The following is a 26,698-nucleotide window of genomic DNA, read 5'->3' on the forward strand; positions in this document are numbered from 1 at the left end:
CATGCCGAACACGGAAGTTAAGCTTCAGCACGCTGATAGTAGTTGGGGGATCGCCCCCTGCGAGGATAGGACGTTGCCACGCGAACGAAAGAACCCTGTGAGGGTTCTTTTTTTTATTGTCAAAAATCCGGAAAACAGGGATAATGGAAGGGTAATAAGTGATGCCATTGACATCACCGAATCGTTAAATATGCCGCTTTAGCTCAGAAGGTAGAGCGTTTCCATGGTAAGGAAGAGGTCGTTGGTTCAAATCCAATAAGCGGCTTACAGCATCGTTGAGGTCCCTCATCGCAACTTGGTTGCAGTGAGGGACCTTTTTCCATGGCTAACTGAAGACTCTGTCAAATCAGGAAAGACAGCGGTATACTCAATCTATATGGGAAATAACTTAGCGCATTAAACGAGGCCTGATGTGTCAATTGACACGTTGACCGAAAATCAAGGACCAGGGGAGCAATAAAAGATGAGAATGATCACTAAGCTTTTGGCCACAGCTGTTTTGACGCTGGGACTAACCAGTCTGTCGGTTCCAGCCAAAGCTGAAACGGGGAACATGACCCTCGTGTCGCAGGCCAAGGTCACCAAGTTTGGTCGCGTGACCGGGAACACTAAGGGCAACCTTTACAGTTTTAAAACGGACAGTCGGGGGGCGTTGACTATGAGCCCCACACATTATCTAAAGAATTATGGCAAGACTGCCTGGATTGCTAGTAAAACGGCCTGGGTTCAGAAGGCTAATGGTAAACGTTATCGGTACGACTACGTCACTGAGACTAGAAATGTGCCTAACAAACGCCATGCGGGATGGGTGCTTCATCAGGATTTGAAGACGCCCAGCAAGGTGAACTTGAATGCGCCTTACGTCAACCAAAATGCCGTTAAGGCTTGGATGGGATGTGAATCCGCGAGTTTATTGGAAGGTTTCCATTACAAGGGCGTTAAAAAGTCGACCGGTTTAGTGGCCTTCATGAAACACTTGCCACGAAGTAAAAATAACAATCCAAACAATGGATTTGCTGGTAGCCCCTACAAGGTGACACCCGGGGTATTTCAATCCATTTTCCCGAAACCATTAGCTAAATGGGGGAACAAGTACACCTCAGTTAAAAATATTAGTGGTGCCAGTGTTGCGGCGTTGCGGAGCCAGATTCGGCAACACAATCCGGTGGTGGTTTACGTTACCCTACACTTTGCCAAGGCGCAGTATGATCACTATTTCTGGGAAACGGGTATCGATAATAGTCACGTGATGGTATTAGATGGCTATAAATCGGGATACTACCACGTCTCAGACCCGAACCAGGGCAAGTACTGGGTTAGTGCTAAGAAGTTTAAACGGAGTTATAACTACAAGCATTTCGCGGTGGCGGTTCAGTAGGAGCGAGGGCAACCGCTGTTGTTCATTAATGACACGACACGAAAGGAAGCACCGTCTGAAGACGAGGCTTCCTTTTTTGAATAGTCGCCTAAATTTGACTTGGGTTTCACGGTGAGACCTGCTAGCATAAGGATTGCTGATTGAAAGCGATCGGCAATGGTCGTTGATTAAGGACTAATTGACTAGGGACAGGAACGAAAACTCATGCCAGCTAATCCCACGATTCGCAGATTTTGCGAACGACCTACTCGATCATGGGGAGTCGAGTGTTAGTGTGGGGCTGGTTGTCATGAAAGGAGTTGGGGAGATGCATCTGTTGCCAACGTCTATGTTGTGGCCTGACGCTGTCTTGGCCATTTTGGGCAGTGATGCCAATCAAACGGAACTCATCTGGTTAGGTGGGACCTTGATTGGGGCAATTGGCCTGAGCTGGGTACTGCGTCGTCGCGAACGTTAGACCGAGACGCATCTAAAGAAGAGGAGTTGACGATTGGTCGTCAACTCCTCTTTTTTAGTTGTTAGTGGCCATCATACCGCGTAATCTCAAATTGATGATTTTCGTATTTCGCCATGTAGACGTCGCGGACGTTGGCCACGCCGTGTTGTTTGAGTTGCTCTAGTAGCCAGTTCTCGTCGTGATTCATGAGTTCCAACACGTCTTGATCAATCTGTCCATCCACGATGATGGGATAGCGAATCGACCCGTCACCTTGACGCAGAATAGTCAGGCTACCATTCTGTTCGACAATGGCCCGTTTGACCTCGTCGATCTGGTAGACACCAGCGGTTCGAAGTTTGAAGTCAATTTCCTTAGCCGAGAGGTTGGCCTTTAGGCAGTTGTGCACCAGTAGTTGGCCATCGCGAATCACCGTGATGGGGCCACCATCGATGAACTTGCCGACGGCCTGCACGTGAATCTTGAGGTAACGGGTGACTAGGATCAGCAGAGACCAGATCAGCAGGACAATAATAAATTGAAGCAGGGTGACTGCGGAGTTGTAGATAACCCCACCGACGATTCCCCCAAGGACGTAGTTTTGAACCTGGTCGATAGCCGAGGTGGGAGCCAGGTTCCCTTTGCCAGAGAAGTTAATCAATAGCGTCATAAAGATGAAACCAACAACTAATTTTATAAAGACATCCGAATAAACAAACATGGGTTACTCCTTTACCAACGTAATCTTGGGTTGTTTCAACGTAATCTTCTCCAGGACAAAGGCCGAGCCGTCACTGTTATAGTTCAGTCGATAATACCCATCTGGCGCCTTGACCAGGAGGTTGTCTCCGGTTGAGGTGGCGTTAATACTCAGACGAGATGGCTTGACCTTAAGGGTGGTTGCCACCTGTTGAACGGTTGCTGTGATCTGGCCGGTTTGTTGGCTTGCAGATCGAAGCGAGAGCAGACTGTTGATTTGAAAGCCCAGCACCAGCAATAATAAAGTTCCAGTGATAATACTCAAATCCTTATATTTCACGTTCCATTGGTTTCGTAGGTAGTGAACGAAGAGGCCAATAAAGATGATGAGGAGCGCAATTAATAGGGCAATTCGGGCATACTGCCAAGTATTGTGATGGGTCGTGAGATAACCGTAAGTATAAAAAGTCATCATGTTCCCCCTTAAAATAATTCCTGCAATATATTTTATCACGAATAAGGGAGAATCGTTGCCAGAGAAAACTGATAGATTTCACATTATTTTCTAATCAAAAGCTCATTTTGCGGTATACTAATTAACAGATTAGAAAGAGGGGACCCCCATGGAAATTACCAATCGTCAATCTGTCATTCAAATCTTTCGGGCGGCCAGTAGTGATATTCTTAGCACCCTGAGCGGGAACACTTTCAGCTTTTCCTTGGGGCTGATGCTGTTGCACCGGACGCACTCGGCCATTAGCTTTGGTCTGGGTGCCATTATTTATCCGTTAATCGGTCTCCTATTGGTAGTTCCTGTGGGAAATCTAGTGGATACCTACCATCATAAAAAGTTGATACTGACGAGCAAAGGTGTGGGGATTTTAGCTTTAGTCGTGTATGCCTTTTTGGTGCCTTACGTGCGGTTCCCGATGGTTTTGGCGATCGGCCTACTCATCGTGCAAGCCTGTTGCGACAAGGTGACAAATACCACTTATACGGCGTCAATTCACGAGTTGGTTAACGACAAACATGTGAAGACCCTGGCGACCATTGAACAGGCGGCGACGGCGGCGATTCAACTGATTTCGCCAGTATTAGCAGCTGCACTGTATGCCTGGTTGGGGTTTGAAGGCACCGTTCGGATTCTGATTGGGGCGGAGATTCTGGTATGGTTGATTTCTGCCAGTATGCATTTCTACCCCGTCGCTGTGAAGGTCGAAGAGACTCCAGAGGCCACGACCAATCAGTGGCGGAAGTTCCGGCTTGGGTTGGTCTATATCAAGGATCATCTCGCCTTGCGGGCCTTGGTCGTCATGGGTGTCGTCTTGAACTTTTTATTTAGTGCCGTAGACGTGGGTCTGCCATATGCCGTGGTTCAGGAACGCCATATGGGTAACGCTCGTCTGAGTCTGATTATGAGTAGCTTTGCCGCCGGATTGTTGGTAGGGAATCTTCTGCTAAGTGTCTTACCATCCTTTAAACGGGTGCTGTTAGTCATTCTACGCTTGTGTCTGGCGTTGGGAGCTGGAATCGGCCTTCTTGGCATTGTCTTCCTTAGCACCTTAAATGGGCAGCAACTCCTAATAGGTCTTTTGGTCTGGGGCTTTACTATTGGAACTGTTTTGGCTTTTATCAATACGCCGCTGTCGGTGTACCTTCAGATGACTGTCCCGACCGAACTACTCGGTCGGGTAGGCTCGACCTTTTCGACGCTACTTCAACTGGCTGTACCACTGGGAACACTCGTCTACGGCTTCTGTTTCCAACACCTCACGGCGGGCTGGGTTTACCTGATTACCGGAATTGGAATTCTTCTATATACCAGTTGGCAGCTAGTCGTGGACGGTCGAAATGGGAGCATCAGCAGTCAAAATTCTACGGAATCATAACGCGTCGTGCTAAACTTAAACCGTTAGTTACAGGAAGGGAAGGTTTTTGCGGATGCAAGAATTCGATATCGTCGTCATTGGTGGTGGTCCTGGCGGACTAGCCGCAGCCTATGGGTTACATGCCAAGGGCATGAACGTCGCGGTGGTGGAAAAGGATCTCTGGGGAGGCACGTGTCCCAACCGGGGATGTGACCCCAAAAAGATTCTTATGGCCGCGGTTGAAACGCAGGCCCATAGTGAGGCCTTACAAGGTCATGGCCTGAGTGGTGTTCCCCAGATAGACTGGACGGCTCTGATGGCCGCTAAGCGGGCTTACACGGAGAAGATTCCGGGTGGCACTCACAGTGGTCTTAAGTCGGCAGGAATTGCGACCTTTCACGGGACGGCCAGCTTTAATGCGGACGGCACGCTGACGGTTGGCGAAGATCAACTGAATGCAGCCAACTGGATTGTCGCGACCGGGCAAGAACCACGGATTCCAGCGATTAAGGGCTCCGAATGGTTGAATACCAGTAATGAATTTCTCGACCTCGATGCCTTACCAGCCGACATTACCCTGATGGGGGCCGGCTTTGTTGGGGTAGAAATGGCAGCTATTGCCAATGCGGCCGGTAGTCACGTTCACCTGATTCATCATAGCGATCGCCCGTTACGGGCCTTTGACGCGGACCTCGTTCACGATTTGATGGATCGTTTGGTAGCGGATGGCATTGATGTGCAGTTGGACACCGACATTACGGCAGTGGCCCCAGCCGATGATCAGTACCAGGTCACCACGGCGACTGGTGAGAGCTGGACGACGGGGATGGTGCTGGCGACGGCTGGTCGGCGTCCTGTCATTGATGACCTTCATTTGGAACGGATTGATGTGGCTACCACTGCTCATGGAATCACGGTGAATGGTCAGCTCCAGTCGACCAATCCACACGTCTTTGCCTTGGGCGATGTCGTTGACCGGCCACAACCGAAGTTGACGCCGGTCGCTGGATTCGAGGGCCGCTACCTAGCACAGACACTGACTACCTGTGATGCGCCAGCGATTGTGTATCCAGTCATCCCATCCGTTGTTTATGGGAAGACACAGTTGGCGCAATTGGGGGTCAGTCCAGAAATGGCGGCGACCCAATCTGATCGTTATCAGGTCAAGGACTTGGACCTGACGCATTGGTACAGCTACCAGCGGATTCAGGACCCGCATGCCCGGATTAAGGTCGTGGTTGACCGGACGTCCCTCAACATTGTCGGGGCTGCTGCCTTGAGCACCGAGGCGGAGCAGGTCATTAACTACCTTGACTTCGTGATTAAGAACCAGATGAGTTCGGCAGATATTAGCCAGACCATCGTGGCCTACCCAACGTTGGCTTCCGACTTGGGGTACTTTAATTAAAACGTGAAAATTTTAAATTTTGATAACGTAAAGCGTCAGTGTGCTTATTCAAACGCTGACGTTTTTGTTTTGAATTTTAGGTGTATTAATCCATTGATGTTATCTTGGAAAGGCAAAGATGTAATTCTAGCACTTAGCTAATCTAGTTGATAATGCAATATGTATGGAAAGGCGGATCTGAGCTGGAGGCGGCCAATTTAAACCAGACCCACCAGGTAGTTTCGTTTAAAGTCCGAACCAACCGGTTGAGGTTGCCAAGACCCGCCAATTTGTGGCCCCCGTGATACACTCATTGCGACGCAAGAGGTACGACCTGCAGGGACCTGAGGAAAGGGTGGGAAGACCATGGATGCACAGCGACACTTTGTCTATTCGATTATGACCGCGATAGCGGCAGCGATTCTCGTTTTGGCTATTCGATTATGGGGCTACGGCGTCATTATTCGCGGTACAGACTTAAAGTTCTATCTGTCGATTGGCTTGGGTTTAGGACTCTTTGTCTTGTCGATCTATGCAACCACCGCTTTAGAAAAGGTGGACACTAGTCTACGCGTCGACCTGATCTTTCTGTTAACTGGGGTGGTCGTGGGTGGTGCGATTCTGGCATTAGCTCTTTAAATTTTGGCAATGTAAAAGGCGTACGGATCGAAAGCCCGTACGCCTTTTGTAACGTTTATTAGAGTAAGACGTTGATGATGATGCCCGTGAATGCCAGCTGTAAGAATAAAGCTGAGATACCTTCGAATTCACGATAGAGCCGCTCACGTGCAAAGCCAGTGAGGGTAAAGGCATCAGAAATAATGAAGATTGCCAGAAGAATACTCCATAGTAGCCGGTTGGTTCCGTCGGGTAACCCCATTAAAAGAGCAACCGCAACAAGCAAGAATGCGTAGAAATCAACCATGCCCACCTTGAGAATATCGCTAAGCGTAGGCCGTAAGAGTTTTGACAATGTATCCACTTTCCTTTTCCATAAAAAATTTGGCAGTGAGCCCGAATTAACTCTCGATTTCCTTCTCAAATTAGTTCAGGATGGTTGTCCATAACTTAAAAGTTACGCACACGTAACAACCTATACTTATATGATAAGCCCAAACTGAAATGCCGTCAAATGGGGACACTCGGCCATTTGAAAATAGGTAAAAACATTACCTATTGGGGCTAAAATCCGGTTCTGTGGGTCACAAATCGTCCCACAAGGTAAATAAAAGGAGAACCGGTCACTAGAACCGGTCCTCAGTCGTGGTGCCTAAAGTAAAAAGTTTAACAGCAAGCCAGTAAACACAACCTGCAAAATCAATACCGAAAAGATTTCAAAATCATGGTAAAGTTTACCGCGCCAGAGGCCCAGCACGGTGAACAGACTGGATAGCGCGAATACGACGAATATGATACCCCAGATGAGATGATTGGTCTCATCTGATAGATTCAAAATTAAGGTCACCGCTCCAAATAGGAACACGAAGAAATCAAGCATTCCGATCTTCAAAACCCCACCGAACGTGGGTTGTAAAATTTTCGGCATCGCTGTCGCCACCCTTCCCCTGAATCAGCCGTTTACTCGAACGGCTATGATTTTAGTGTAGCCATTTTCAGGGGACGTCAATGGGGTGAATGGTTTTCGGCTATATTGATTTGACGACCAATGAATGTGAAGTTGTGTCTTTTGTCTCTCTGGGAAGTGGCGTATCATGGAACTTAAATTAGAATTTAGAGAGAGGGATTGGCATGGCTTTTTTGGGAACGTTGTGTTTGATTTTGGTGTTAACCACGTTGGCGGGAAACTTTGCCAACCGCTTAGGGGTACCGGCTGTAATTGGGGAGCTTTTGATCGGTATCATCATTGGCCCGGCGCTACTCGACTGGGTGCAATTGAATAGTCTGGTTAATTTGTTTTCCGACATTGGGGTTGTCATTCTGATGTTTCTGGGAGGCCTCGAGAGTAATCTCCAGCTCCTGATGAAGTACCTGCGTCCGGCAATTATCGTGGCGACACTTGGGGTGATCCTGCCGATTACGGTGATGGGCCTTGCCTCATGGTGGTGGGGTTTCACCGGCCTGGAGTCACTCTTTATTGGCGTGATTTTTTCCGCCACTTCAGTTTCAATTTCCGTGGCCGTACTCAAGGAATACCACGCGCTGACCACGCGGGAGGGGGCTACGATTCTGGGGGCCGCCGTCGCCGATGACATCATGGGCGTGGTGTTGCTGTCCCTGATGATTAGCCTGTTGGCCAGTCAAGGAATTGAAGCCGCAGGGTCGCAACCAGCCTTGGCCATTGTCTTATTGGAACAGGTGGCCTTTTTCGGAGGCACCTACGCCCTGGTCAAATGGGTGGCGCCATATCTGATGCACCTGAGTGAACGGCTGGTCATGGCATCCAGTGTAACCATTATGTCAATGGTGATCTGTTTAGGTATGGCTTGGTTAGCGAACTTGGTCGGCTTGAGCGGGGCCATTGGGGCCTTCTTTGCCGGCATTGCCGTGGCCCACACCCCTTATCGGGCGGTCTTGGCCGACCATGTTGAACCGTTGGGGAACGCCATCTTCATTCCAGTTTTCTTCGTGAGTGTTGGGTTGAACATGACATTGGATCATGTTGGCGAGAAAGTCGGGATTATCCTGGGCCTTACCGTGTTGGCTTGCCTCACCAAGCTCGTTGGCTGTGGTCTCGGTGCGCGGCTCTGCCACTTCTCTTGGTCTAGCAGTTCGGTCATTGGCACCGGAATGATTGCTCGGGGTGAAATGGGGTTAATTACTGCCCAGATTGGACATCAAGCTGGATTGCTCGGAAATGCCAATTACTCCGTGATGATTCTGGTCATCGTCTTGGCCACGGTTGTGGCACCACTCCTGTTGAAGCAGGCTCTGAAACGAACGCCACAAGGGGCCCCGGAACAGGCTGTGTGAGCTGGTAGAATAAGTTCGAAAATTCAAGGAAGCCGCCTCCGGCTGCCAGGGAGTTTTTCTTGCTCATGTTGGTAAGGGGAAACTCCAGCTGTCAGTTATGGTAGTACTAGTGGAATTTGAGTCTAATGTTTTGAATCGTTTGACGACAGTTTTCAAATATTAATTAGAAGGGGTGTCTGAGGCAAAAGTCTTAGGCACTTTTTGCGGTCCGATTATCTATGGCCGAAACGTGCGACAAAAGCAGTCAACTCCGCTTATCTCCGATAGACAAACAATCCAAGACCAGGAATATTCACCTATCGATGTTAATACGCATTGACTAACTGCCTTTTGTCACACTCTTTGTGATTAAAAGAGTTCTTGCTTTTTAGGGGTCGCCCGTGTAAATTGAAAGAGTACATGAGCAGAACGGTTTAGGGGAGGAACAGCACTTGAAAACATCGCGCTTTATGATTGGACTGGCTATCGTGGCATTCGGCATGGGGATGACCGACTACGCGACCGCACAAGCGAACACGTGGCATCAGGGAACGCCGAAAGTTTTACGACGGACCTGGTTCCACAATGGCAAAGGGGATAACAAGGCGTATATCACTTACACCAAGCATCGGAGTTCGGGGAACCTGTTTGGGTATGACAATGCGTCGCATAAATACTACCGGTTACCAGGCTATGGTCTAAAGAACCTGAAGTATCAGACACTCGGCCATCATGTCTATCGGTTAACGGGTATTCAATATTCACCTAAGGGTAGCACGGTAGCTTTCGCGGGACAACGTATGACTTATAAGATTCGCGTTACCGCTAAGCACCTGCACTTCTCGAAGGGGTATCACGACTACGGGCGGCATGCGTCATTTAGAACGACGAAGGCGCCCAAGGGTCTGTATTAACGAAAAATAGGAGGTTGACCAACAAAGGTCAATCTCCTTTTAAATTTCACTAATAACCGGTTCGACCGTAGATAATCCAGTCGACCCATTGATAAGGAATGATGCCCAGAAATCCCAACCAGACACAGAAACCGATGATGAAGATGACCCCATAGATTGAGAACAGGATGCGTTGCAGGCGAGTAAGTCCGCGCCACCCCACGCGATAGCAGTGAACTCCATAAGCAATAACGCCAATTAGGCCAACGAGGCCCCAAACGAGGACACCGAAGAGAACCAAAACATCTGGATGAAGAGGATCATTTTGGGCCATTAAAATGAATCCATTAATGATCACCGCTAGTGGTCCACCGATGGTGATACAAGCCGTGATAATGGCGATCCAAGGTCGCCATTTTGAAAAAGAGTGCATGAGATGTCATCTCCCCTAAGGGTAGTGTGCGCTTTTTAGTTTTGGGGGTCAATGGCAGAGTGTCCCAGAAGGTGGTTATCAGACTTAAACGGAGCCACCTGCCTTCTGGGACACGTTTCGGCAATATAAATTTGGCGTTAAAAAAGAGGAAGGCAACAATCGTCGTCTTCCTCATAACTCAAGTTAACTTTGAAATTCATGTTCAATCGTCAAATCTGCCTGCGGAATTTTTCCCGAGGCAATCAGTGGCGAGACCGCACCGATGCTGAGCAGGGTCAGGTGATGCATGGCCCGAGTCGCAATCGTGTAGAGGGTCCCAGCCATTTGTTCATCCGGATAGTTCTCGGCGGAAACGTTGTAGGCAATGACGCTGTCGAATTCGAGCCCTTTAGCCAGGTAGACGGGCAGGACGACCAATCCCTTAGGCAACGAGAGGTCGTTGTCCGTCAGTAGGGTCAGGTCGAATTCGCGGTGGAGTTCCTGGTAGACATGGCGAGCTTCACCGGCACTCTTGGTTAGAATAGCCACGGTGCCATTGGTTGCCAACTCGGCTGTGACTTCATGCGATAAGGCTTTGAAGGCCGCTGCTTCGTCGTAGCGAATGACGACCCGCGGCAGATCTCCGGGCCGGTTGAAGGCCTCGATCTGATCGCCATCGGGGAGGAGTGCCTTGGCAAATGTCGTGATCGGATACGTCGACCGGTAAGAACGACGGAGCGTGATTAAGCGTGACCGTTTGACATTCAAAGCGGCATCCAACTTCTTTAAGATGCTTTCGGGCGACTCGACGGCCTTGAAGAGCGCCTGTTCACTGTCGCCTAGCAGGGTTAATTTGGCCCGTGGGAAGGCGTGTTGCAAATAGATGAGTTGTGCCATTGAATAGTCCTGCATCTCATCGACGAACAGGTGTTGCATCCGGTGGTTTGCCCCGCCGCCAATCAGCAGATCACGGAGATAAAGGAGTGGCGCCGCGTCCGTCAACGCCAGCCGGTGAAATTCAATATCGTGTTGGTAGGTGGTAATGACGGCCTGCCATTCTTCAGCCGTCACATTTTTAGGTAACGGACAGTGACTGAGAAAATCCGTGTACTGGCTGTAAACGTCTAGGAAGTAACCGTTATAAATGGCATCATCCACTTGACGTAGGCGCCGGCGAACAATTTCTCTGGCGATAAAGTCAATCTCATCGTCCAGCTGTTCGAATTGGCCGAGATGCTTGGCGCCTAACAGGTTGTGGTAGTCTTCATCACTGAGCTGATCGATTTCGTCGCGGACCCAGTCGGACTGAGCTTCCGTGGCGATGCGGTGTTTCAATCGCTTTTCCAAGGCATTCTTAGTGCGGAGAAATCGGTCGGCTGGCGCGGCGGCATCCGGCAGACGGTCATAGATGTCGCGGATTTCTTCCTTACTGAAGAAGACCCGTCCATCAAAGCGAATGTCAGTGAAGCGCAGGGTTGCCGGCGAACTCTTCAAACAGTAGTCATGAATCGCGGTCATCATGGCCGCACTCTCTTGAAATGCCCGCAGGTGACGGTTAATCGGTTGAGTCTGGTCATCCTCGTAGCGGCCAAATTGCGTTTGAACCGTCAGTCCTTGGAAGCGTTGGGTGAGAAACTCGGCCAGGGTGACCTGACGCATGTTGCGTTCCCCTAGGCTAGGAAGGACGTCACTGATGTAGTGACTGAACAGGCGGTTCGGAGAGAAGAGTACGATTTGATCGGCCTCAAGGTCCCGTCGACTGTGATAGAGCAGAAAGGCAATCCGTTGCAAGATGGCAGAGGTTTTACCGGAACCGGCCACCCCCTGGACCACCAAGAGATCACTGGTGGTGTCGCGAATAATGTCATTTTGTTCGCGTTGAATGGTGGCGACGATGTTCTGCATGGTGGCATCGTTTTGTTCACCCAGGGCGTGTTGGAGCATCTCGTCGCCAACGGTTTCGTTGGTGTCGAACATGTTCTCGATGTGGCCGTTTTGAATCAGAAATTGCCGTTTTTTCAGCAGATCGGTGTGTTGTTCACCGGCAGGGGTGTCATAGGCCACCTGACCGAGAACCCCGTTGTAGTAAATACTAGAGATGGGGGCCCGCCAATCATAGACCAGAAAGTTCTGGTCGTCATCGACGAATGAAGCGGTGCCAATGTACAGTGATTCCGGCGTGGCTTCGTCGGGGTCTTGAATATCAATGCGGCCAAAGTAAGGCGACCGCTGGAGTTCTTTAAAGGTATCTAATTGGTCTTGAATGATGTTCTGGTTTTCGGTTAGTCGGGAGACCAGGGCCCGTTGTTGCTGCAGTTCGGCACTGGTTTCGATTCGGTCATCGACTTCAAACCAGTTAACCGACGTGTTTTCACTGTAATTCTTCAGCACATTGCGGAGCTCTTGGTGAGCAGCCGTATAGTCGGCTTCGGTCTTCTCGATGCGGGCGCCAATGCGGCCCGCAACGTGATCGACTCGCCGCTGTTCTTGTGCTTCCTCGCTGGTGGTCAAAATGACCGCCTCCTTTGACTAGGCTAAATTGCTTTACAAGTTTAGTCATTTTGAGGGGGAATGTCAATTAAAGCGAGTGGGTGAAGTCTAGGAACGACGGGCGTGGACGCCAACTGCTAATATCAAAATCTTTGTGAGGGCACAACGGTTTACTTTCCCATGGAAAACCACTAAAATAAAGGAATAGAAATCACGATAGGAGTAGCCCCATCGCAGAGAAAAACCGCTAGTGCTGAAACGGTTTTACGGGCGAATTGGATCGGGATTTAGTCATTTAACCGATAATTAATTATCGCGGGGTCCCCGTTAACGACGAAAGTGGTGGTCAATAGTGACCACAAGTTAGGTGGTACCGCGCAGTAAGCGTCCTATTGGAGTCCGACTCCAATGGGGCGCTTTTTCAGAAAGGGAGAACATTAATGGATAAAAAACACGTTATTTTAACTGGTGACCGACCAACTGGTAAATTACATATTGGACATTACGTGGGGTCATTGCGTAATCGAGTTGCCCTGCAGAACACCGGTGACTATGAGACCTACATCATGATTGCGGACATGCAGGCGTTGACTGACAACGCGCGTGACCCAGAGAAGATTCGTCACAGTCTCTTACAAGTGGCGTTGGACTATTTGGCTGTCGGCATTGACCCAACCAAGTCCACCATCTTGGTGCAATCACAGATCCCAGCCTTAAACGAATTGACCATGGCCTACCTGAACTTGGTCACGGTTTCTCGTTTGAACCGGAACCCAACCGTTAAGAATGAAATCAAACAGAAGGCCTTTGGCGAAAGCGTGCCTGCCGGATTCTTTATCTATCCAGTGAGCCAAGCGGCCGATATCACCGCCTTCAAGGCCGACACCGTGCCCGTTGGTGAGGATCAAGAACCCATGCTGGAACAAACCCGTGAGATCGTACGGAGCTTCAACAACGTTTACGGTGAAGACATTCTGGTTGAACCAGAAGGCTACTTCCCACCAAAGGGTCAGGGGCGGATTCCCGGCCTAGATGGCAATGCCAAGATGAGCAAGTCCTTAGATAACGCCATCTACTTAGGTGACAGCGCCGATGACATTCAGAAAAAAGTCATGTCGATGTATACCGATCCAGAACACATTCACATTGAAGACCCAGGTCATATCGAGGGCAACACGGTCTTCACCTACCTGGACATCTTCGCCCAGGACAAGGAACACGTCGCCGATCTGAAGGCCCAGTACCAACATGGTGGCCTCGGTGATGTGAAAATCAAGCGCTACTTAAACGAAGTTCTCCAAGCCGAATTGAAGCCTATCCGTGAACGGCGGGAACATTTCGCGGCTAACGAAGATGCGGTTTACGACATCTTGAAGCAGGGGAGCGAACGCGCTAATCAGGTGGCCGCACAGACCTTACACGAAGTTCGGCATGCCATTGGGATTGATTACTTCGGTTAGACTGAAACGGAGGAACGACCATGCAAAATTTAGCCATTGTTGATTTGGGATCGAATTCAGTTCGCATGGCGGTAAATGAACTTCACGAGGACGGCACTTACCGCGAGGTAAACCGCGTCAAAGCTGATAGCCGGCTCTCAGAAGGCATGGGCCCCGAAAAAATTCTACAACCCAACGCCATGGATCGGACGATCCGGGCGCTTCGGTCATTTCGGCCCTACTATGAACAATTGCCCAATCTGATCGTGCGGGGAATTGCCACGGCTGCCGTGCGCCAGGCCCGTAATCGTAAGGATTTTCTCGATCGCGTGGCCGAAGCGACAGACATTCAACTCGAAGTGTTGTCTGGTGATCAGGAGGCCTACTATGACTATTTAGGTGCGGTTAACCGGCTCAAGGTCAAGGATTGCCTGTTGCTAGACACCGGTGGCGCCAGCTGCGAATTGGTTCACGTGAAGGACGGCCGCGATGCCAATCTGATCAGTGTGCCCTTCGGCGCGGTCAATCTGTCCGAACAATTTCGGTTGGATGATCGGGTGACGGCGGTGGACCTCTTCTCCGCGCAAGTCTTCCTGCGGGAACGACTGCGAGATATCTGGTGGCTAAATGACGCCAAACATCTACCACTCGTCTTGTTAGGCGGGGCCAACCGGACGTTGGCGAGAATGAATCGGCAACAGCAGAAGATTCTGCACGTGGAGAACATTCACGGCTACCGGCTCACGACCGATCAGGTCTTAAAAACCTTTGAACGGTTGTTACGCGGCTCCCTCGTCGATCGAAAACGGATCTCTGGTTTGGAACCGGACCGGGCAGATATCATTATCGGGGGGATGCTTCCGCTGGTGACGCTCTTACAAATGTTAGATTCCGATCGCGTCGTCTTCTCCGAAAGCGGTGTGCGCGAAGGGATTATTTCCGAGTACCTTAGTCAACGATAGGAGGTCAGTGGATGACACAACTGCCATTTTATCGGTTACCTTATGGAGCCCGACGTGATCGTCTGGCCCAACTGGCTCATCTGACGGTGGCCCAGCTGGCCACGATTGCGGCGCGCCGTCAGAGCGGTGACGACCAGTTGATTGAAAATTATCTAATGACCTACGGCTTGCCAGAAGGCGTGGCCGTCAACCTCAGGGTCGATGGCCGCGAGGTTGTCGTCCCCATGGTGACGGAGGAACCTTCGGTGATCGCCGCTGCCAGCAATGGTGGTCGCCTCTTGAACAGCCGCGAGGGCATCGTGACCACGGTGGACCGGCGCGAAGTGATGGGACAGATTGTCTTCAATCATGTTGCCGACAGCACGGGGCTGGAGGCCTGGCTGAATGCCAATAGTCAAACCATTTTGGACGTGGCCAATGCCGCTCATCCGTCGCTGGTGACGAAACACGGTGGCGGGGCACGAAGCATTCGGGTTCGCCGTTTGCCACCACACTGGGTGTCTCTCGACGTTTTTATCGACGTTGGGGAAGCCATGGGGGCCAACCTGGTTAACACGCTCTGTGAGACCGTAGCCAACTACATCAAGGCTCACTTGAAAGTTGACGTCTTAATGAGTATCCTGAGTAACTACGCCACGCACAGTCTCGTTACGGCGAGAGTGGCCGTCCCGGTGACCCAATTAGCCACTAAAACGGTCGATGGCGCCACGGTTGCCGAGAAAATCTGTGAGGCTAGTGACTATGCACAGATCGATCCTTACCGGGCCGTGACTCATAATAAAGGGATTATGAATGGTATCGATGCCGTGGTGATTGCCACGGGAAACGATTGGCGCGCCGTCGAAAGTGGCGCGCACGCCTTTGCGAGTCAGAGTGGTCAGTACCGCGGTTTAAGTCGTTGGTGGCTAGGTGAACAGGGCACCGAACTTCACGGGGAGCTGACGGTTCCCTTGGCACTGGGTGTCGTGGGTGGGGCGACGCGGGTCTTCCCGCTAGTCGTCATCAATCAGCAGCTGGCAGGGCAACCCACGGCGTCCGAACTCATGGGCATCGTGGCGGCGGTGGGCTTAGCCCAGAACGTCGCGGCGCTCCGGGCATTAGTGACCGAGGGTATTCAACGCGGCCACATGCACCTGCAGTTGAAGTCTCTCGCCCTCTCGGTGGGGGCCACTCCGGCCGAGCTACCCGCAGTGGTCGCACAGCTGCAAGCTATTACACAGCCAACAATGGCGCAAGCCCAGGCGGCCCTAACCGCCGTTCGACAAGAAAATCTAAGAAAATAGGTGACAAATACACATTATGAAAGCAGAAAATGTGAAGTTAAACGAGGCCGTTCAAAGCCTCTTGGATCAAGTCAATGCCCTGTACCCAGGGAAGGTTGAGGTTCAGTTCATCGGTAGCCTGCAGTCGGGTTACGTGCGTCACGATCAGGCCCAACAGATGCAAATGGGCAAGGATATTGCCATTCAAGTGGCCGATCTGACAGCACCGAACTACACGGCGTCCCACGAACTCGTTCATTTGTTAATGATCTTGTCCGGTTTTCCTCAAGTCTTCTTCTCACTGACAACAGGACAACCCAAGCTAGATGAACAGCTGATGATTATGGGCACCGAACTCTACGATATTGTGAGTCATGTGGTCGTCGTTAAAGAACAACAGAAGCATGGGTTAATTACCCCTGAGATTAAGGACCTCTACCTGAAAGGGGTTCAGGCCACGATCAAGCCAGAACCAACGCCACTTGATGACGAGATGACGTTGCGGGCGCTGACGTTGTTAGATGCGTTGGTCTTCTTCGGACCAGATGATGATGCCGTTATGACCCAATTTGCTAAGGACTATCCGATTAGTCTGAAAGCTGCCAAGAGTCTGTATGCCGTGATTATGGCTAAGCCAGTTGACTCGCCATTTACCTTCCGGCGCAACGTGGTTAAGCTATTCAAGGCCTTCGACGAACAACTCGAAGCCTGGCATTTACCAGCCCTACACAATACCGAATTTACCACGCTGACCAGTGTGCTCTCCAAACGGCAACTGGGCCTATCCGTCAAGCAAATCTTCGAACTCTATCACTCGGATATGCACGAGAAGACTACCCAACGGCGAGGCTACGTCGGCTTTAACCGGTCTGACGAGCAGAATGCCTTTGTGTTACCTTCGCCAGCACCGAAGGAAGACACACCAGATTACTTTACGCGAATTTACAGCATGACAGTAGAAGATCTCTTCAAGGAATTGAAGATGCCTTATATTTTACGTTAGTCGTTTAAGAAAGGATGATGGGGATGGAAGCGCGCTTACAAGCAGCCTTTGATCACGCTCAGCACATTGTGTTCTTAACCGGAGCAGGGGTCTCGACACCGTCGGGAATCCCGGACTACCGATCCAAGAATGGGTTGTATACCGGGCATCGCAATGCGGAATATTATCTGAGTCACACCTGTTTAGTTCAGGAACCAGAAGTTTTTTATGATTACGTCAAACAGAACCTGTACTATCCAGATGCGCAACCCAATGTCATTCATACTAAACAAGCCGCGCTGACCCAGCAGGATCGCGCGACGGTTATCACGCAAAACATCGATAATCTTTACCGGGTGGCGGACACGAAGCACCTGGTAGAATTTCATGGCAATCTGTACAACGTCTACTGCCAAATCTGTGGAGAACACGTGGATTGGCACGATTACCTGAAGTCACCTTATCACGAGGCCGATGGCGGTTGGTTACGGCCGGACGTCGTGCTCTACGATGAGGGCCTCAACCAGTTGAACGTTCAGCTGGCAGTGGGCGCCATGCAACAGGCAGATCTGGTGGTGATCGTGGGGACTTCCATGCGGGTTTATCCGTTTGCGGGGCTACTGGATTATCGCAACAGCCAGGCCAATGTCGTGGTGGTCAATCAGGAATAATTAAATCTCGGTTTTGACTATGATATGGTCCAAGCCGATGCAACTGAGTTCTTCAGTGAGCTCAAGGTCTAGAGGGTGAAATTATGAGCCATCAAGAAGTTATCATCCAACTGAGGCGACTCGTGAGGCGTCTCCGCTGGCTAAACTTTCTACAGTTGATTCCGGACACCTTGCTGATTTACAGTATTATTCAGCTGGTCTTTGGTGGGCAACTGGTGACCCTGCTCACGGTAACTTTTGCGCGCCGACAGGCTGCACTGGTAGCCGTGTTGTTTGCCCTGATTGATCTCAGCGTGACCGGGATTCGGTATAATGATCGCCTAGCCGGTAAGCGGCTAATCAGTCAACTGAGTGGGCGATTGACGACCCCGGAAGCTGAGCTGATCAAGCAATTTGAACGTTTTAAGTAAGAGGTGACGAGATGATTTCGATTGGGTTAACGACGTGGAAGGAGCATCCCGCGCTGATTGGTGGGGAGGATCGTCCCGTAACGCTCAGTGAGTACGCTGGAAACTTTCCCTTGGTTGAGTTGGATACGCCGTTCTACGGGATTCCTCGAGAATCGACTGTGGTCAACTGGCAAGCCGCAGTTCCGGAGGGCTTTCAGTACATCTTGAAGGCCAATCAGATCATGACCCAACATGACCAGCGGGCCACACCGGCTACCACGGCCGAACGGGTCACGGCGTTTGATGACTTTAAGCAAGCGGTGACGCCACTGGTGGCCCATCAACAACTCCAAACGGTGCTCTTTCAATTTCCGCCGTACTTTAATCGGACGACGGCTAACATTCAGTACCTCCGTGACGTGCGGGTCCAAATGGAACAGTTGCCGGTGGCGGTGGAGTTCCGTAGTCCCAGCTGGTTTGAGACACCGGGGATGACTAAGGATGTCACCGACTACTTACAATCATTGCGACTGACCAACGTCATCACCGACGAACCGCATAACTTGAACAATGGGATTCCGTTGGTAACGGCGGTGACCACGCCCGAGTTGGCGGTGGTTCGCTTGCATGGCCGTAACAAAGAGGGCTGGTTCAATCAGGGTGCCAACTGACGCAAGACCCGAACCCTCTATCGGTACAGTGAGGAAGAACTTCAGGAGATTGCCACACTGGTGAAGCGAGTGGCGACGCAGGCGCAGAACGTCTGTGTGATCTTCAACAACAACTCCGGCAAGGATGCGGCTCCGAATGCCCAGCGGCTGCAGGAGATTCTAGGCCTGCATTGGGATAATCTGGCCCCACAACAGCTGGACCTATTCTAGGTGGCTTAGAAACGGACACTAAAAGCGATTGACCTTCAGTTAAATTTAGACCTTAAAAACCCCGGTAAGCGCTATGGCTGAACCGGGGTTTATGCTATACTTAATTAGAATTTACACTAAAATTTAACCCCAAAATTACGGACTAATTTAGAGTGAGGGAAGGCATTTTTATTTATGGCAGATAAACCAACATTTTACATTACGACGCCGATCTACTACCCATCAGGGCGGTTACATATCGGTAACTCTTACACCACGATCGCTTGTGACACGGTTGCGCGCTACAAGCGTAGCAACGGTTACGACGTTTTCTTCCTGACGGGAACCGACGAACATGGCCTGAAGATTGAAGACAAGGCCAAGTCTAAAGGACAATCACCACAGGAATACGTGGACGGCATGGCTGACGGGATCAAGCAACTCTGGAAGACGTTGGAAATTTCCAACGATAAGTTCATCCGGACGACGGATAAGGAACACGTGGCCGCCGTTCAGGAAGTCTTCGAACGTCTCTTGAAGCAGGGCGACATTTACCTCGGTGAATACGAGGGGTGGTACTCCGAAGATGACGAAGAGTACTTTACCGAGACACAACTGGCCGAGGTCTACCACGACGATAACGGTAAGGTTATCGGTGGGAAGGCACCATCCGGTCACGAGGTCTCCCTCGTTAAGGAACAATCCTACTTCTTCAAGATGAGCAAGTATGCGGACTGGCTACTGGACTTTTACCACAGCCATCCGCACTTCATCCAACCAGAATCACGGATGACGGAAATGATCAATAACTTCATTAAGCCTGGTCTGGAAGACCTCGCTGTCTCGCGGACTACCTTTACTTGGGGTGTGCCCGTCAAGAGTAACCCCAAGCACGTGGTCTACGTGTGGATCGATGCCCTGTTGAACTATATCACGGCATTGGGCTACGCCAGCGACGACGAAGGCCTCTTTAAGAAATTCTGGCCAGCCAACGTTCAAATGGTCGGCAAGGAAATCGTTCGGTTCCACTCTATTTACTGGCCAATCGTGTTGCATGCGTTAGGGATCGAAGCCCCCGACGAGTTGTTTGCGCACGGCTGGTTACTCATGAAGGACGGCAAGATGTCCAAGTCTAAAGGGAACGTGATTTATCCCGAAACGCTGGTGGAACGCTACGGCCTCGATGCCTTGCGTTACTACCTGATGCGGGCCATGCCTTACGGTAATGACGGGACCTTTACCCCAGAAGACTTCGTGGACCGGTTGAACTATGACCTGGCCAACGACCTGGGGAACCTGTTGAACCGGACCGTCGCCATGATTAACAAGTACGAAGACGGTAAGCTGCCTGCATTCAAGGCCGGCGTTACCGAATTTGATGGTGACCTCGAAGCAACGGCTAAGACGGTTATCGCCAACTACCACGACCTCATGGATCAGATGCACTTTGCTGACGCTTTAGCCGAAATCTGGAAGTTAGTGGCGCGGACCAACAAGTACATCGATGAAACGGAACCATGGAAATTAGCCAAGGATGACAGTAAGACGACGGAATTAGCCGCCGTCATGGCGCACCTAGCAGCTAGCCTGCGGGTGATTGCCACGCTGATTAGTCCCGTCATGACCCACGCGCCTAAGGAAATCTTTGCCCAATTGGGCTTAGATCCTGAAACCTTGACGATGAGCGGCCTGCAATTGGCCGACTTACCGGCAGGGGCTCAAGTTGTGGCTAAGGGGACACCAATCTTCCCACGGATCGACGTGAAGGAAGAAGTTGACTTCATCCAAGGTCAAATGACTAAGTCTGAAAAGACCAAGGGGCGGGCCGCTATGGCTGCCAAGGCAGAAGCGCAACAGGCCGCTGCGGCAGAAGATGCCACGGAACTCACCTTGAACAAGCCAGAAATTCGTTTCGACAAGTTCGAAAAGGTTGAATTGCGGGTTGCCGAAGTCAAGGCTGTGGACCACGTTGCCGGTGCCGACAAACTACTCAAGTTCCAATTGGATGCCGGGGATCAAGGTAACCGTCAGATTCTGTCGGGGATTGCCAAGTGGTACCCAGAACCAGAAGTCTTGCTGGGTAAGAAGGTTGTCATCGTTGCCAACCTGAAGCCACGTAAGATGCGCGGTGAGGTTAGCCAAGGGATGTTACTTTCCGCTGAACACGACGGCAAGGTCCAACTCTTAACGTTGCCAGACAGCATGGTTAACGGATCTTCAGTCGAATAAATCTGTAAAAAGTCATGGAAAACGTGGGCGGGGGGTCGATGAGACGCCGACCCACGTTTTCAATTTTTAACGTTAACCGTGTCACACACTTAGGAGGATCATGATGAAAATCTTTGATTCACATACCCATTTGAACAGTGAAGAATTCATTCAGGAGGTCCCACGCTACCTGAAGCAGGCGGCAGATCTGGGCGTGGTCAAGATGACCAATATTGGCTCTAATACCCAGCTAAACGCCGATGCGATCAGGTTGGCGCACCAGTACCCCCAGCTGTATGCGGCGGTGGGGTGGCATCCCGAGGATTCTAAGAATTACGATGCGGCCAAAGAAAAGCTCTTAGAGGAGCAGTTGACCGATGACCGCGTTGTGGCACTCGGGGAGATCGGCCTGGATTATCACTGGGACACGTCACCCCAGGATATGCAACGCAAGGTCTTTGCGCGGCAGATTGCGATCGCTAAGGAAATTGGCAAGCCGATCGTGGTCCACAACCGTGATGCCTTTGAAGATACTTACCGTATCATTAAGGAAGCCGACATCCGTGACATCGGAGGCGTCATGCACAGTTTCAATGGTGATCCCGAATGGCTCAAGAAGTTCTTGGATTTGGGGATGCACATCTCTTACTCCGGGGTGGCCAGCTTTAAGAATGCCCACGAGGTTCATGACGCCGTGCGGGCGACGCCACTCGACGTGATGATGGTCGAGACGGATGCGCCGTATTTGACGCCGGAACCCCATCGTGGTGAACAGAACGAACCCGGCTTTACCCGTTATACGGTGGAAGCTGTGGCCAAGGAACGTGAGACGACGCCGGAAGAGATTGCGGCAGCCACTTACCACAACGCAGAGGAGTTTTATCACATTAATGAAAAAGATTAAAGAAGTCCTAGTCGTCGAAGGCAAGGACGATACGAAACAAATTAACCGGGCAGTCAACGCAGATACCATTGAAACTCGGGGGTCCGCGATTGACGAGGATACCCTAGCACTGATTGCCAAGCTCGCCGACCAACGCGGGGTCATCATCTTTACCGATCCCGATTTTTCCGGTGAAAAGATTCGAAAGATTGTGGCCGAAGCCGTGCCTAACGCCAAGCACGCCTTCCTCCCGAAGGCTGCTGGGCGGCCGGATAAAGCTGGGGGCTCACTGGGCGTGGAACATGCTAGTCCAGAGGCTATTCGCACAGCACTAGATCATGTTTACACAGAAACCGACGCCGCACCGACCCTCATCACCCATGAGGATTTGATGGCCGCCGGGCTTATTGGCGGTGCCGGCGCTAAAGCCCGCAGAGAACAACTGGGGGAGCTCCTCCAGATTGGTTACGTTAATGGCAAGCAACTTGAAAAACGGCTCCGGATGTTTAGCATCCAACCCGCAGACTTTGCGGCCGCCGTCAAACAGATTCGAGAAAGGGAGAACGCCCATGAACAATAGTGCCCCAGAGATTGGATCACCAGCTAGAACAAAAGCCATCCTGACCCGTTACCGGTTAGTGGCTAAGAAGAGTCTGGGTCAGAATTTCTTGTCCGATCTGAATATTTTGCGTAACATTGTCAATGTCGCCGAGGTCACGGAAGACGATAACGTCATTGAAATTGGTCCCGGGATTGGGGCTTTGACCGAACAGATTGCCAAGCGCGCACGTCGGATCGTGGCCTTCGAAATTGATGACAACCTCTTACCCGTCTTGGACGAAACATTGGCGGATTACGATAACATCAAGATCATCAATCAAGATATCTTGAAGGCTAACTTGGCTGAGGTCATTCACAACGAGTTTGAACCAGGCCATCCCGTTAAACTGGTGGCTAATCTTCCGTATTACATCACGACACCGATCTTGATGGGGGTCCTCCAGAGTGGGGTGGCCTTCGATGAGATCGTGGTGATGATGCAAAAGGAAGTTGCTGATCGCCTGGTAGCCGAACCTGGAAACAAGGCCTACGGGTCACTGTCTGTGGTGATGCAGTATAAGGCGCACGTTGCCGTGGCCTTCGATGTGCCCCGGACGGCCTTCATCCCGCAACCCAACGTGGATTCCGCAATTATTCGGTTGACGCCAAGGGAGCCACTCCCGGTTAAACCGTACGAAGAAGAAGCCTTATTCAAGTTCGTTAAGGGCTGCTTTATTCACCGGCGGAAGACGTTGTGGAACAATTTACAAGGCCTCTTTGGCAAGCAACCTGAGGTCCGTGAACGTTTGGCAACCGTTCTGGAAACGGTTGGCATCTCTCGGCAACTACGGCCAGAACGGCTAACCCTGATAAACTTTATCGAATTAACCAACGCTTTTCACAATGAAGGACTTATGTAACCCTTTTCAATTGTGGATTCTTGCGGTTTAAAGTACGTTGTGGTATAATTTGCAATTTCTGTGAAACCATGCTATAATTGTTTCACAGAGGTGAAGGGCATGCCAACAAGTTTAGCGAACATTAAGAACAAACTGGACGATCGCATTGGCGACAAGTTAATGGTGATTGCTCAGGCTGGGCGTAAGAAGACGACAGAACGGCATGGCATTCTTCGGGAAACCTATCCGGCTGTTTTCGTTGTGGATTTAGACCAGAATGAAAATTCGTTCAAGCGGGTTTCGTACAGCTATACCGATATTTTAACCAAAAACATCGAAGTCGATTTCGATGAATAAATAATTGGGCCGGTCAGGCCTTTTTATTTTGCCTAAAACCATAGTATAATGGGCTTAATTATATTCACGAGAACGGTAGACTCGGTCTATCTGGAATTAAGGTGAGCTCATGCAACTGATTGAAAAGGCGCCTGCCAAGATTAACCTCGGGCTTGATACGCCCTATCATCATCAGGATGGAGCGGAAGAGTGGAACATGGTCATGACTTCCGTGGACTTGGCGGACTACGTAGAGATTCAAACGCTAACCAAGCACAAACGAATTCGGGTGGCCTCGGACAGTGGCTTCCTTCCTAACGATCAGCGGAACCTGGCGTACCAGGCCGCACACTTACTACAGACTCGCTTTCACGTCGATGAGGGGGTCAATATTCGTATTAAGAAAAACATCCCCGTGGCGGCCGGTCTTGGGGGTGGCTCTTCGGATGCTGCCGCCGTTTTACGCGGCTTGAATCAACTCTGGGATCTCGGACTTTCCTGGCAAGAGCTGGCTAAGTTAGGTCTCGAAATCGATTCCGATGTACCGTACTGTGTTTACGGTCGCACAGCCCACGTTCGCGGGCGGGGCGAGCGGATTACCCCGCTCTCAAAGTTGCCAGCGGCATGGGTCGTTTTGGCCAAACCTAAGGTGAGTGTGTCGACCCCCAGCATTCTCCAACAGATCCGGTATGATGCTTTGGAACATCCAGACATTGAGGGCCTCTTGCGGGGAATTCGCGATCAGGACATTGACGCCATGTGTGCCGTAATGGGCAACGTCTTGGAACCTCTGACGGCGCATCGCTATCCTGAAATCACACAGCTCAAGCAACAAATGATGAAATTCGGCGCCGACGTGGCTCAGATGAGTGGGACTGGTCCCACCGTTTTTGGCCTCTGTAGTAAGCAATCACGGGCGCAGCGCGTCTTCAACGGCATGAAGGGCTTCTGTCGGGAAGTCTATTTAGTCCGGCCGTTACCATAAGGGGGTAAGTGGTTAATGAGCAGAGCGGAAACCATTTTCAACGCGATTCAGGCAGACCCACAGAATGCTGAATTGACCCAGCAGGGCCTATTGCCACTGTATCACGTGGAACCTAATGCGACGATTCTTCTAGTGAGTCAGGCGCCCAGTCGACAGGCCCAGGCGTCGATGACGTTTTGGGACGATGCCAGCGGAAATCGGTTGCGGAGTTGGATGGGTGTCACGGAGGATGAGTTCTACCATTCCGGTAAAATTGCCGTGTTGCCCTTGGATTTCTATTATCCGGGTAAGCACGCGCACGGTGGGGATCTCCCACCGCGTAAGGGCTTTGCTGAAAAGTGGCATGGCCCGTTATTGGAACTGATGCCCAAAATTCAGTTAACACTACTGATTGGGCAATATGCGCAGAAGGCCTATCTGCCGCAGCGGCAGAAGAACCTGACGACAACGGTAGCGGCTTTTAGGGACTACTTGCCGGAATATTTTCCATTGGTTCATCCGTCGCCGCTCAACTATGGGTGGCTACATCAGCATCCGTGGTTTGAGACGGATGTAGTACCAGAGCTACAACAACGGGTAGCAACTTTGATTCATTAAAATAGATTTGACCAACTCGGGAGACGATTCTCGAGTTTTTTTGTTCCCAAAATCTAACAGTAAATAGTGGCAACGGTCCGTCTTTTTGGGTACAGTGGAGGTAACAAATTCGACGAGAGTCAGGAATGGGGCAGGCAGTATGGCAAAGAGTTGGCAGAAGTGGCTGGGGGCGACGGCAATTGCCGCAGCAGTCGGTACAGTTGGGGTTCTCGGTGGCGCCGCTGTGGTCTACCAGGCCGCAACGAAATCATTTAGCCGCAACCGACGTAAGACAAAGCAACGAGCGATCGCCGAAAATACCGCGGCGGATAACGCCTGGTATCTGCGGCATAATCCTGTGGAATGGACCCAGACCAGCTTGGATGGCCTAATTTTACGAGCGAGTTGCATCGAAGCCACACAACCCACCAAACGGATCGCCATCCTAGCTCACGGCTTGGGTCACGCCCGCGAACAGATGATTCCCTGGGCCAAGACCTTCCATGACTGGGGGTATACGGTTTTGATGCCCGATGCCCGGGCTCATGGGGATAGTGAGGGTCACACGATTGGTTACGGTTGGCCGGACCGTTTCGACTATAACGGTTGGATTAATCAGGTCATCGCAACCTATGGGGCGGATTGTGAAATTGTGCTGCTCGGGATTTCCATGGGGGCCGCCACGGTTCTGGCGACGGCCGGTGAAGACGTGCCACACAATGTGAAGGCCGTCGTCGCTGATTCTGGCTATGCCTCTGTATTGGCGGAGGCCCGCTACCGCGTTCGACATAAATACCACCTGCCAGTGTACCCAATCCTGCCAATTGCCGATCAGTATTCGCGTTTAGCCGAAGGATACCGGCTTTCGGACGGAAATATCGCCCAACAGTTACGGAAAACGCACTTACCTATTCTGTTTATTCAGGGTGCTAATGACGAAACGGTACCTGCGGAAAACCTGGATGTTTTGTACCGGGCAGCGGCTGGCCCTAAGGAAAAGTATCGGGATAATGAGGCCGGCCACATTGCCACCCGTGCCAAAGACCCGGCCAAGTATGATAGCTTGGTCAAAACGTTCCTGGAAAAGTATGTGGATTAGGCATTAAGGAAAAGATCCCACCGATTGAAGGTCTTGATCGGTGGGATTGTTCGTGTGTGGATTGGTCGCCTGCGGCTAGGAAATAATTTTCAATGACGATGGTCGAGCTCTATCGATAATCAGGGTTACTTTTT

The 26,698-nt window shown here is 51.0% G+C and carries 27 protein-coding genes, 1 tRNA gene and 2 pseudogenes; 24 read left to right on the forward strand and 6 right to left on the reverse strand.

From position 1 onward, the window contains the following. The 4 genes from EKM70_RS11515 to EKM70_RS07185 form a co-directional block, all read left to right on the forward strand. Positions 1-202 (forward strand): hypothetical protein (locus tag EKM70_RS11515; protein ID WP_225416401.1); only part of this gene is annotated, 202 nt, incomplete at its 5' end. Beyond that, positions 193-265: transfer RNA gene (locus EKM70_RS07175), tRNA-Thr, on the forward strand. The genes EKM70_RS11515 and EKM70_RS07175, both read left to right, overlap by 10 nt. Positions 266-463: 198 nt before the next feature. Then, positions 464-1,378 carry a C39 family peptidase gene (locus tag EKM70_RS07180; protein WP_125546556.1) on the forward strand — a complete coding sequence of 305 codons (915 nt, stop codon included), beginning with the start codon at positions 464-466 and terminating at the stop codon, positions 1,376-1,378. Positions 1,379-1,667: 289 nt separating this feature from the next. After that, positions 1,668-1,835 (forward strand): LPXTG cell wall anchor domain-containing protein, encoded by a 168-nt coding sequence (locus tag EKM70_RS07185; RefSeq protein ID WP_125546558.1) that lies wholly within the window; start codon positions 1,668-1,670, stop codon positions 1,833-1,835. A 61-nt stretch (positions 1,836-1,896) separates the two neighbouring features. Here EKM70_RS07185 and EKM70_RS07190 read toward each other — a convergent pair whose 3' ends face one another. Both EKM70_RS07190 and EKM70_RS07195 read right to left on the reverse strand, forming a co-directional pair. Continuing rightward, positions 1,897-2,535 carry a DUF421 domain-containing protein gene (locus tag EKM70_RS07190; RefSeq protein ID WP_125546560.1) on the reverse strand — a complete coding sequence of 213 codons (639 nt, stop codon included), beginning with the start codon at positions 2,533-2,535 and terminating at the stop codon, positions 1,897-1,899. 3 nt (positions 2,536-2,538) lie between these two features. After that, positions 2,539-2,985: a DUF3290 domain-containing protein gene (locus EKM70_RS07195; RefSeq protein WP_125546562.1), complete on the reverse strand. Its 447-nt coding sequence runs from the start codon at positions 2,983-2,985 to the stop codon at positions 2,539-2,541. Positions 2,986-3,136: 151 nt separating this feature from the next. Between EKM70_RS07195 and EKM70_RS07200 the strand changes: the two genes are divergently transcribed. From EKM70_RS07200 to EKM70_RS07210, 3 genes are all read left to right on the forward strand, one after another. After that, on the forward strand, positions 3,137-4,402 hold the full coding sequence (locus tag EKM70_RS07200) for an MFS transporter (protein WP_125546564.1): 1,266 nt from the start codon (positions 3,137-3,139) through the stop codon (positions 4,400-4,402). A gap of 52 nt (positions 4,403-4,454) precedes the next feature. Next, positions 4,455-5,789, forward strand: coding sequence for a dihydrolipoyl dehydrogenase family protein (locus EKM70_RS07205; protein WP_125546566.1), 1,335 nt, complete (start codon positions 4,455-4,457; stop codon positions 5,787-5,789). Between the two features lie 345 nt (positions 5,790-6,134). Further along, positions 6,135-6,407: a hypothetical protein gene (locus EKM70_RS07210; protein ID WP_125546568.1), complete on the forward strand. Its 273-nt coding sequence runs from the start codon at positions 6,135-6,137 to the stop codon at positions 6,405-6,407. Between the two features lie 58 nt (positions 6,408-6,465). Here the strand turns inward: EKM70_RS07210 and EKM70_RS07215 are convergent, their stop codons facing one another. Both EKM70_RS07215 and EKM70_RS07220 read right to left on the reverse strand, forming a co-directional pair. Further along, positions 6,466-6,741 carry a hypothetical protein gene (locus tag EKM70_RS07215; protein ID WP_125546570.1) on the reverse strand — a complete coding sequence of 92 codons (276 nt, stop codon included), beginning with the start codon at positions 6,739-6,741 and terminating at the stop codon, positions 6,466-6,468. A gap of 297 nt (positions 6,742-7,038) precedes the next feature. Then, a complete protein-coding gene (locus EKM70_RS07220; protein ID WP_125546572.1) occupies positions 7,039-7,314 on the reverse strand; it encodes a hypothetical protein in 276 nt (91 codons plus the stop codon). A 203-nt stretch (positions 7,315-7,517) separates the two neighbouring features. On the opposite strand from EKM70_RS07220, the gene EKM70_RS07225 reads away from it, so the two are divergent. Further along, positions 7,518-8,699 carry a cation:proton antiporter gene (locus EKM70_RS07225; protein ID WP_125546574.1) on the forward strand — a complete coding sequence of 394 codons (1,182 nt, stop codon included), beginning with the start codon at positions 7,518-7,520 and terminating at the stop codon, positions 8,697-8,699. Positions 8,700-9,130: 431 nt separating this feature from the next. Then, positions 9,131-9,592, forward strand: a complete 462-nt coding sequence (locus tag EKM70_RS07230; protein WP_125546576.1) for a hypothetical protein — start codon at positions 9,131-9,133, stop codon at positions 9,590-9,592. Positions 9,593-9,641: 49 nt separating this feature from the next. Here the strand turns inward: EKM70_RS07230 and EKM70_RS07235 are convergent, their stop codons facing one another. After that, positions 9,642-10,004, reverse strand: coding sequence for a hypothetical protein (locus EKM70_RS07235; RefSeq protein WP_125546578.1), 363 nt, complete (start codon positions 10,002-10,004; stop codon positions 9,642-9,644). 183 nt (positions 10,005-10,187) lie between these two features. After that, the gene (gene helD / locus EKM70_RS07240; protein WP_125546580.1) at positions 10,188-12,494 is read right to left on the reverse strand and encodes an RNA polymerase recycling motor HelD; all 2,307 of its coding nucleotides are present in this window, start codon (positions 12,492-12,494) and stop codon (positions 10,188-10,190) included. 419 nt (positions 12,495-12,913) lie between these two features. On the opposite strand from helD, the gene trpS reads away from it, so the two are divergent. The 15 genes and pseudogenes from trpS (at position 12,914) to EKM70_RS07315 (ending at position 26,564) form a co-directional block, all read left to right on the forward strand. Next, on the forward strand, positions 12,914-13,933 hold the full coding sequence (gene trpS, locus EKM70_RS07245; protein WP_125546581.1) for a tryptophan--tRNA ligase: 1,020 nt from the start codon (positions 12,914-12,916) through the stop codon (positions 13,931-13,933). 20 nt (positions 13,934-13,953) lie between these two features. Then, a complete protein-coding gene (locus EKM70_RS07250) occupies positions 13,954-14,874 on the forward strand; it encodes a Ppx/GppA family phosphatase (protein ID WP_125546582.1) in 921 nt (306 codons plus the stop codon). An 11-nt stretch (positions 14,875-14,885) separates the two neighbouring features. Further along, complete coding sequence (locus EKM70_RS07255; protein ID WP_125546584.1) at positions 14,886-16,157, forward strand: hydroxymethylglutaryl-CoA reductase, degradative; 1,272 nt, start codon at positions 14,886-14,888, stop codon at positions 16,155-16,157. 16 nt (positions 16,158-16,173) lie between these two features. Continuing rightward, the gene (locus EKM70_RS07260; protein ID WP_125546586.1) at positions 16,174-17,139 is read left to right on the forward strand and encodes an IpaB/EvcA family protein; all 966 of its coding nucleotides are present in this window, start codon (positions 16,174-16,176) and stop codon (positions 17,137-17,139) included. 23 nt (positions 17,140-17,162) lie between these two features. After that, positions 17,163-17,861 (forward strand): annotated as a pseudogene (locus EKM70_RS07265) (NAD-dependent protein deacylase). An 11-nt stretch (positions 17,862-17,872) separates the two neighbouring features. After that, complete coding sequence (locus EKM70_RS07270) at positions 17,873-18,199, forward strand: hypothetical protein (RefSeq protein ID WP_125546588.1); 327 nt, start codon at positions 17,873-17,875, stop codon at positions 18,197-18,199. An 11-nt stretch (positions 18,200-18,210) separates the two neighbouring features. After that, positions 18,211-19,059 (forward strand): annotated as a pseudogene (locus EKM70_RS07275) (DUF72 domain-containing protein). A 174-nt stretch (positions 19,060-19,233) separates the two neighbouring features. Continuing rightward, positions 19,234-21,267 (forward strand): methionine--tRNA ligase, encoded by a 2,034-nt coding sequence (gene metG / locus EKM70_RS07280; protein ID WP_125546589.1) that lies wholly within the window; start codon positions 19,234-19,236, stop codon positions 21,265-21,267. A 103-nt stretch (positions 21,268-21,370) separates the two neighbouring features. Next, the gene (locus EKM70_RS07285) at positions 21,371-22,150 is read left to right on the forward strand and encodes a TatD family hydrolase (protein WP_125546591.1); all 780 of its coding nucleotides are present in this window, start codon (positions 21,371-21,373) and stop codon (positions 22,148-22,150) included. Continuing rightward, positions 22,137-22,709 carry a ribonuclease M5 gene (gene rnmV / locus EKM70_RS07290; RefSeq protein WP_125546593.1) on the forward strand — a complete coding sequence of 191 codons (573 nt, stop codon included), beginning with the start codon at positions 22,137-22,139 and terminating at the stop codon, positions 22,707-22,709. The genes EKM70_RS07285 and rnmV overlap by 14 nt, the downstream gene beginning before the upstream one ends. Beyond that, on the forward strand, positions 22,699-23,589 hold the full coding sequence (gene rsmA / locus EKM70_RS07295) for a 16S rRNA (adenine(1518)-N(6)/adenine(1519)-N(6))-dimethyltransferase RsmA (protein WP_125546595.1): 891 nt from the start codon (positions 22,699-22,701) through the stop codon (positions 23,587-23,589). The genes rnmV and rsmA overlap by 11 nt, the downstream gene beginning before the upstream one ends. 99 nt (positions 23,590-23,688) lie before the next feature. Next, a complete protein-coding gene (locus tag EKM70_RS07300; RefSeq protein ID WP_125546597.1) occupies positions 23,689-23,925 on the forward strand; it encodes a Veg family protein in 237 nt (78 codons plus the stop codon). Between the two features lie 109 nt (positions 23,926-24,034). Beyond that, positions 24,035-24,889 carry a 4-(cytidine 5'-diphospho)-2-C-methyl-D-erythritol kinase gene (gene ispE, locus EKM70_RS07305; protein WP_125546599.1) on the forward strand — a complete coding sequence of 285 codons (855 nt, stop codon included), beginning with the start codon at positions 24,035-24,037 and terminating at the stop codon, positions 24,887-24,889. 15 nt (positions 24,890-24,904) lie between these two features. Then, complete coding sequence (locus EKM70_RS07310) at positions 24,905-25,486, forward strand: uracil-DNA glycosylase family protein (RefSeq protein WP_125546600.1); 582 nt, start codon at positions 24,905-24,907, stop codon at positions 25,484-25,486. 139 nt (positions 25,487-25,625) lie between these two features. Next, positions 25,626-26,564 carry an alpha/beta hydrolase gene (locus EKM70_RS07315; RefSeq protein ID WP_125546602.1) on the forward strand — a complete coding sequence of 313 codons (939 nt, stop codon included), beginning with the start codon at positions 25,626-25,628 and terminating at the stop codon, positions 26,562-26,564. Positions 26,565-26,698 lie beyond the last annotated feature (134 nt).

Source organism: Levilactobacillus lindianensis (assembly GCF_003946095.1).
Taxonomy (GTDB): domain Bacteria; phylum Bacillota; class Bacilli; order Lactobacillales; family Lactobacillaceae; genus Levilactobacillus; species Levilactobacillus lindianensis.

Excerpts from the sequence above, each read along its gene's own strand:
- EKM70_RS07180 (WP_125546556.1), top strand. The coding sequence starts at position 464 with ATGAGAATGATCACTAAGCTTTTGGCCACAGCTGTTTTGACGCTGGGA.
- EKM70_RS07185 (WP_125546558.1), top strand. The coding sequence starts at position 1,668 with ATGAAAGGAGTTGGGGAGATGCATCTGTTGCCAACGTCTATGTTGTGG.
- EKM70_RS07190 (WP_125546560.1), bottom strand. The coding sequence starts at position 2,535 with ATGTTTGTTTATTCGGATGTCTTTATAAAATTAGTTGTTGGTTTCATC.
- EKM70_RS07195 (WP_125546562.1), bottom strand. The coding sequence starts at position 2,985 with ATGACTTTTTATACTTACGGTTATCTCACGACCCATCACAATACTTGG.
- EKM70_RS07200 (WP_125546564.1), top strand. The coding sequence starts at position 3,137 with ATGGAAATTACCAATCGTCAATCTGTCATTCAAATCTTTCGGGCGGCC.
- EKM70_RS07205 (WP_125546566.1), top strand. The coding sequence starts at position 4,455 with ATGCAAGAATTCGATATCGTCGTCATTGGTGGTGGTCCTGGCGGACTA.
- EKM70_RS07210 (WP_125546568.1), top strand. The coding sequence starts at position 6,135 with ATGGATGCACAGCGACACTTTGTCTATTCGATTATGACCGCGATAGCG.
- EKM70_RS07220 (WP_125546572.1), bottom strand. The coding sequence starts at position 7,314 with ATGCCGAAAATTTTACAACCCACGTTCGGTGGGGTTTTGAAGATCGGA.
- EKM70_RS07225 (WP_125546574.1), top strand. The coding sequence starts at position 7,518 with ATGGCTTTTTTGGGAACGTTGTGTTTGATTTTGGTGTTAACCACGTTG.
- EKM70_RS07235 (WP_125546578.1), bottom strand. The coding sequence starts at position 10,004 with ATGCACTCTTTTTCAAAATGGCGACCTTGGATCGCCATTATCACGGCT.
- trpS (WP_125546581.1), top strand. The coding sequence starts at position 12,914 with ATGGATAAAAAACACGTTATTTTAACTGGTGACCGACCAACTGGTAAA.
- EKM70_RS07250 (WP_125546582.1), top strand. The coding sequence starts at position 13,954 with ATGCAAAATTTAGCCATTGTTGATTTGGGATCGAATTCAGTTCGCATG.
- EKM70_RS07255 (WP_125546584.1), top strand. The coding sequence starts at position 14,886 with ATGACACAACTGCCATTTTATCGGTTACCTTATGGAGCCCGACGTGAT.
- EKM70_RS07260 (WP_125546586.1), top strand. The coding sequence starts at position 16,174 with ATGAAAGCAGAAAATGTGAAGTTAAACGAGGCCGTTCAAAGCCTCTTG.
- EKM70_RS07270 (WP_125546588.1), top strand. The coding sequence starts at position 17,873 with ATGAGCCATCAAGAAGTTATCATCCAACTGAGGCGACTCGTGAGGCGT.
- metG (WP_125546589.1), top strand. The coding sequence starts at position 19,234 with ATGGCAGATAAACCAACATTTTACATTACGACGCCGATCTACTACCCA.
- EKM70_RS07285 (WP_125546591.1), top strand. The coding sequence starts at position 21,371 with ATGAAAATCTTTGATTCACATACCCATTTGAACAGTGAAGAATTCATT.
- rnmV (WP_125546593.1), top strand. The coding sequence starts at position 22,137 with ATGAAAAAGATTAAAGAAGTCCTAGTCGTCGAAGGCAAGGACGATACG.
- rsmA (WP_125546595.1), top strand. The coding sequence starts at position 22,699 with ATGAACAATAGTGCCCCAGAGATTGGATCACCAGCTAGAACAAAAGCC.
- EKM70_RS07300 (WP_125546597.1), top strand. The coding sequence starts at position 23,689 with ATGCCAACAAGTTTAGCGAACATTAAGAACAAACTGGACGATCGCATT.
- ispE (WP_125546599.1), top strand. The coding sequence starts at position 24,035 with ATGCAACTGATTGAAAAGGCGCCTGCCAAGATTAACCTCGGGCTTGAT.
- EKM70_RS07310 (WP_125546600.1), top strand. The coding sequence starts at position 24,905 with ATGAGCAGAGCGGAAACCATTTTCAACGCGATTCAGGCAGACCCACAG.
- EKM70_RS07315 (WP_125546602.1), top strand. The coding sequence starts at position 25,626 with ATGGCAAAGAGTTGGCAGAAGTGGCTGGGGGCGACGGCAATTGCCGCA.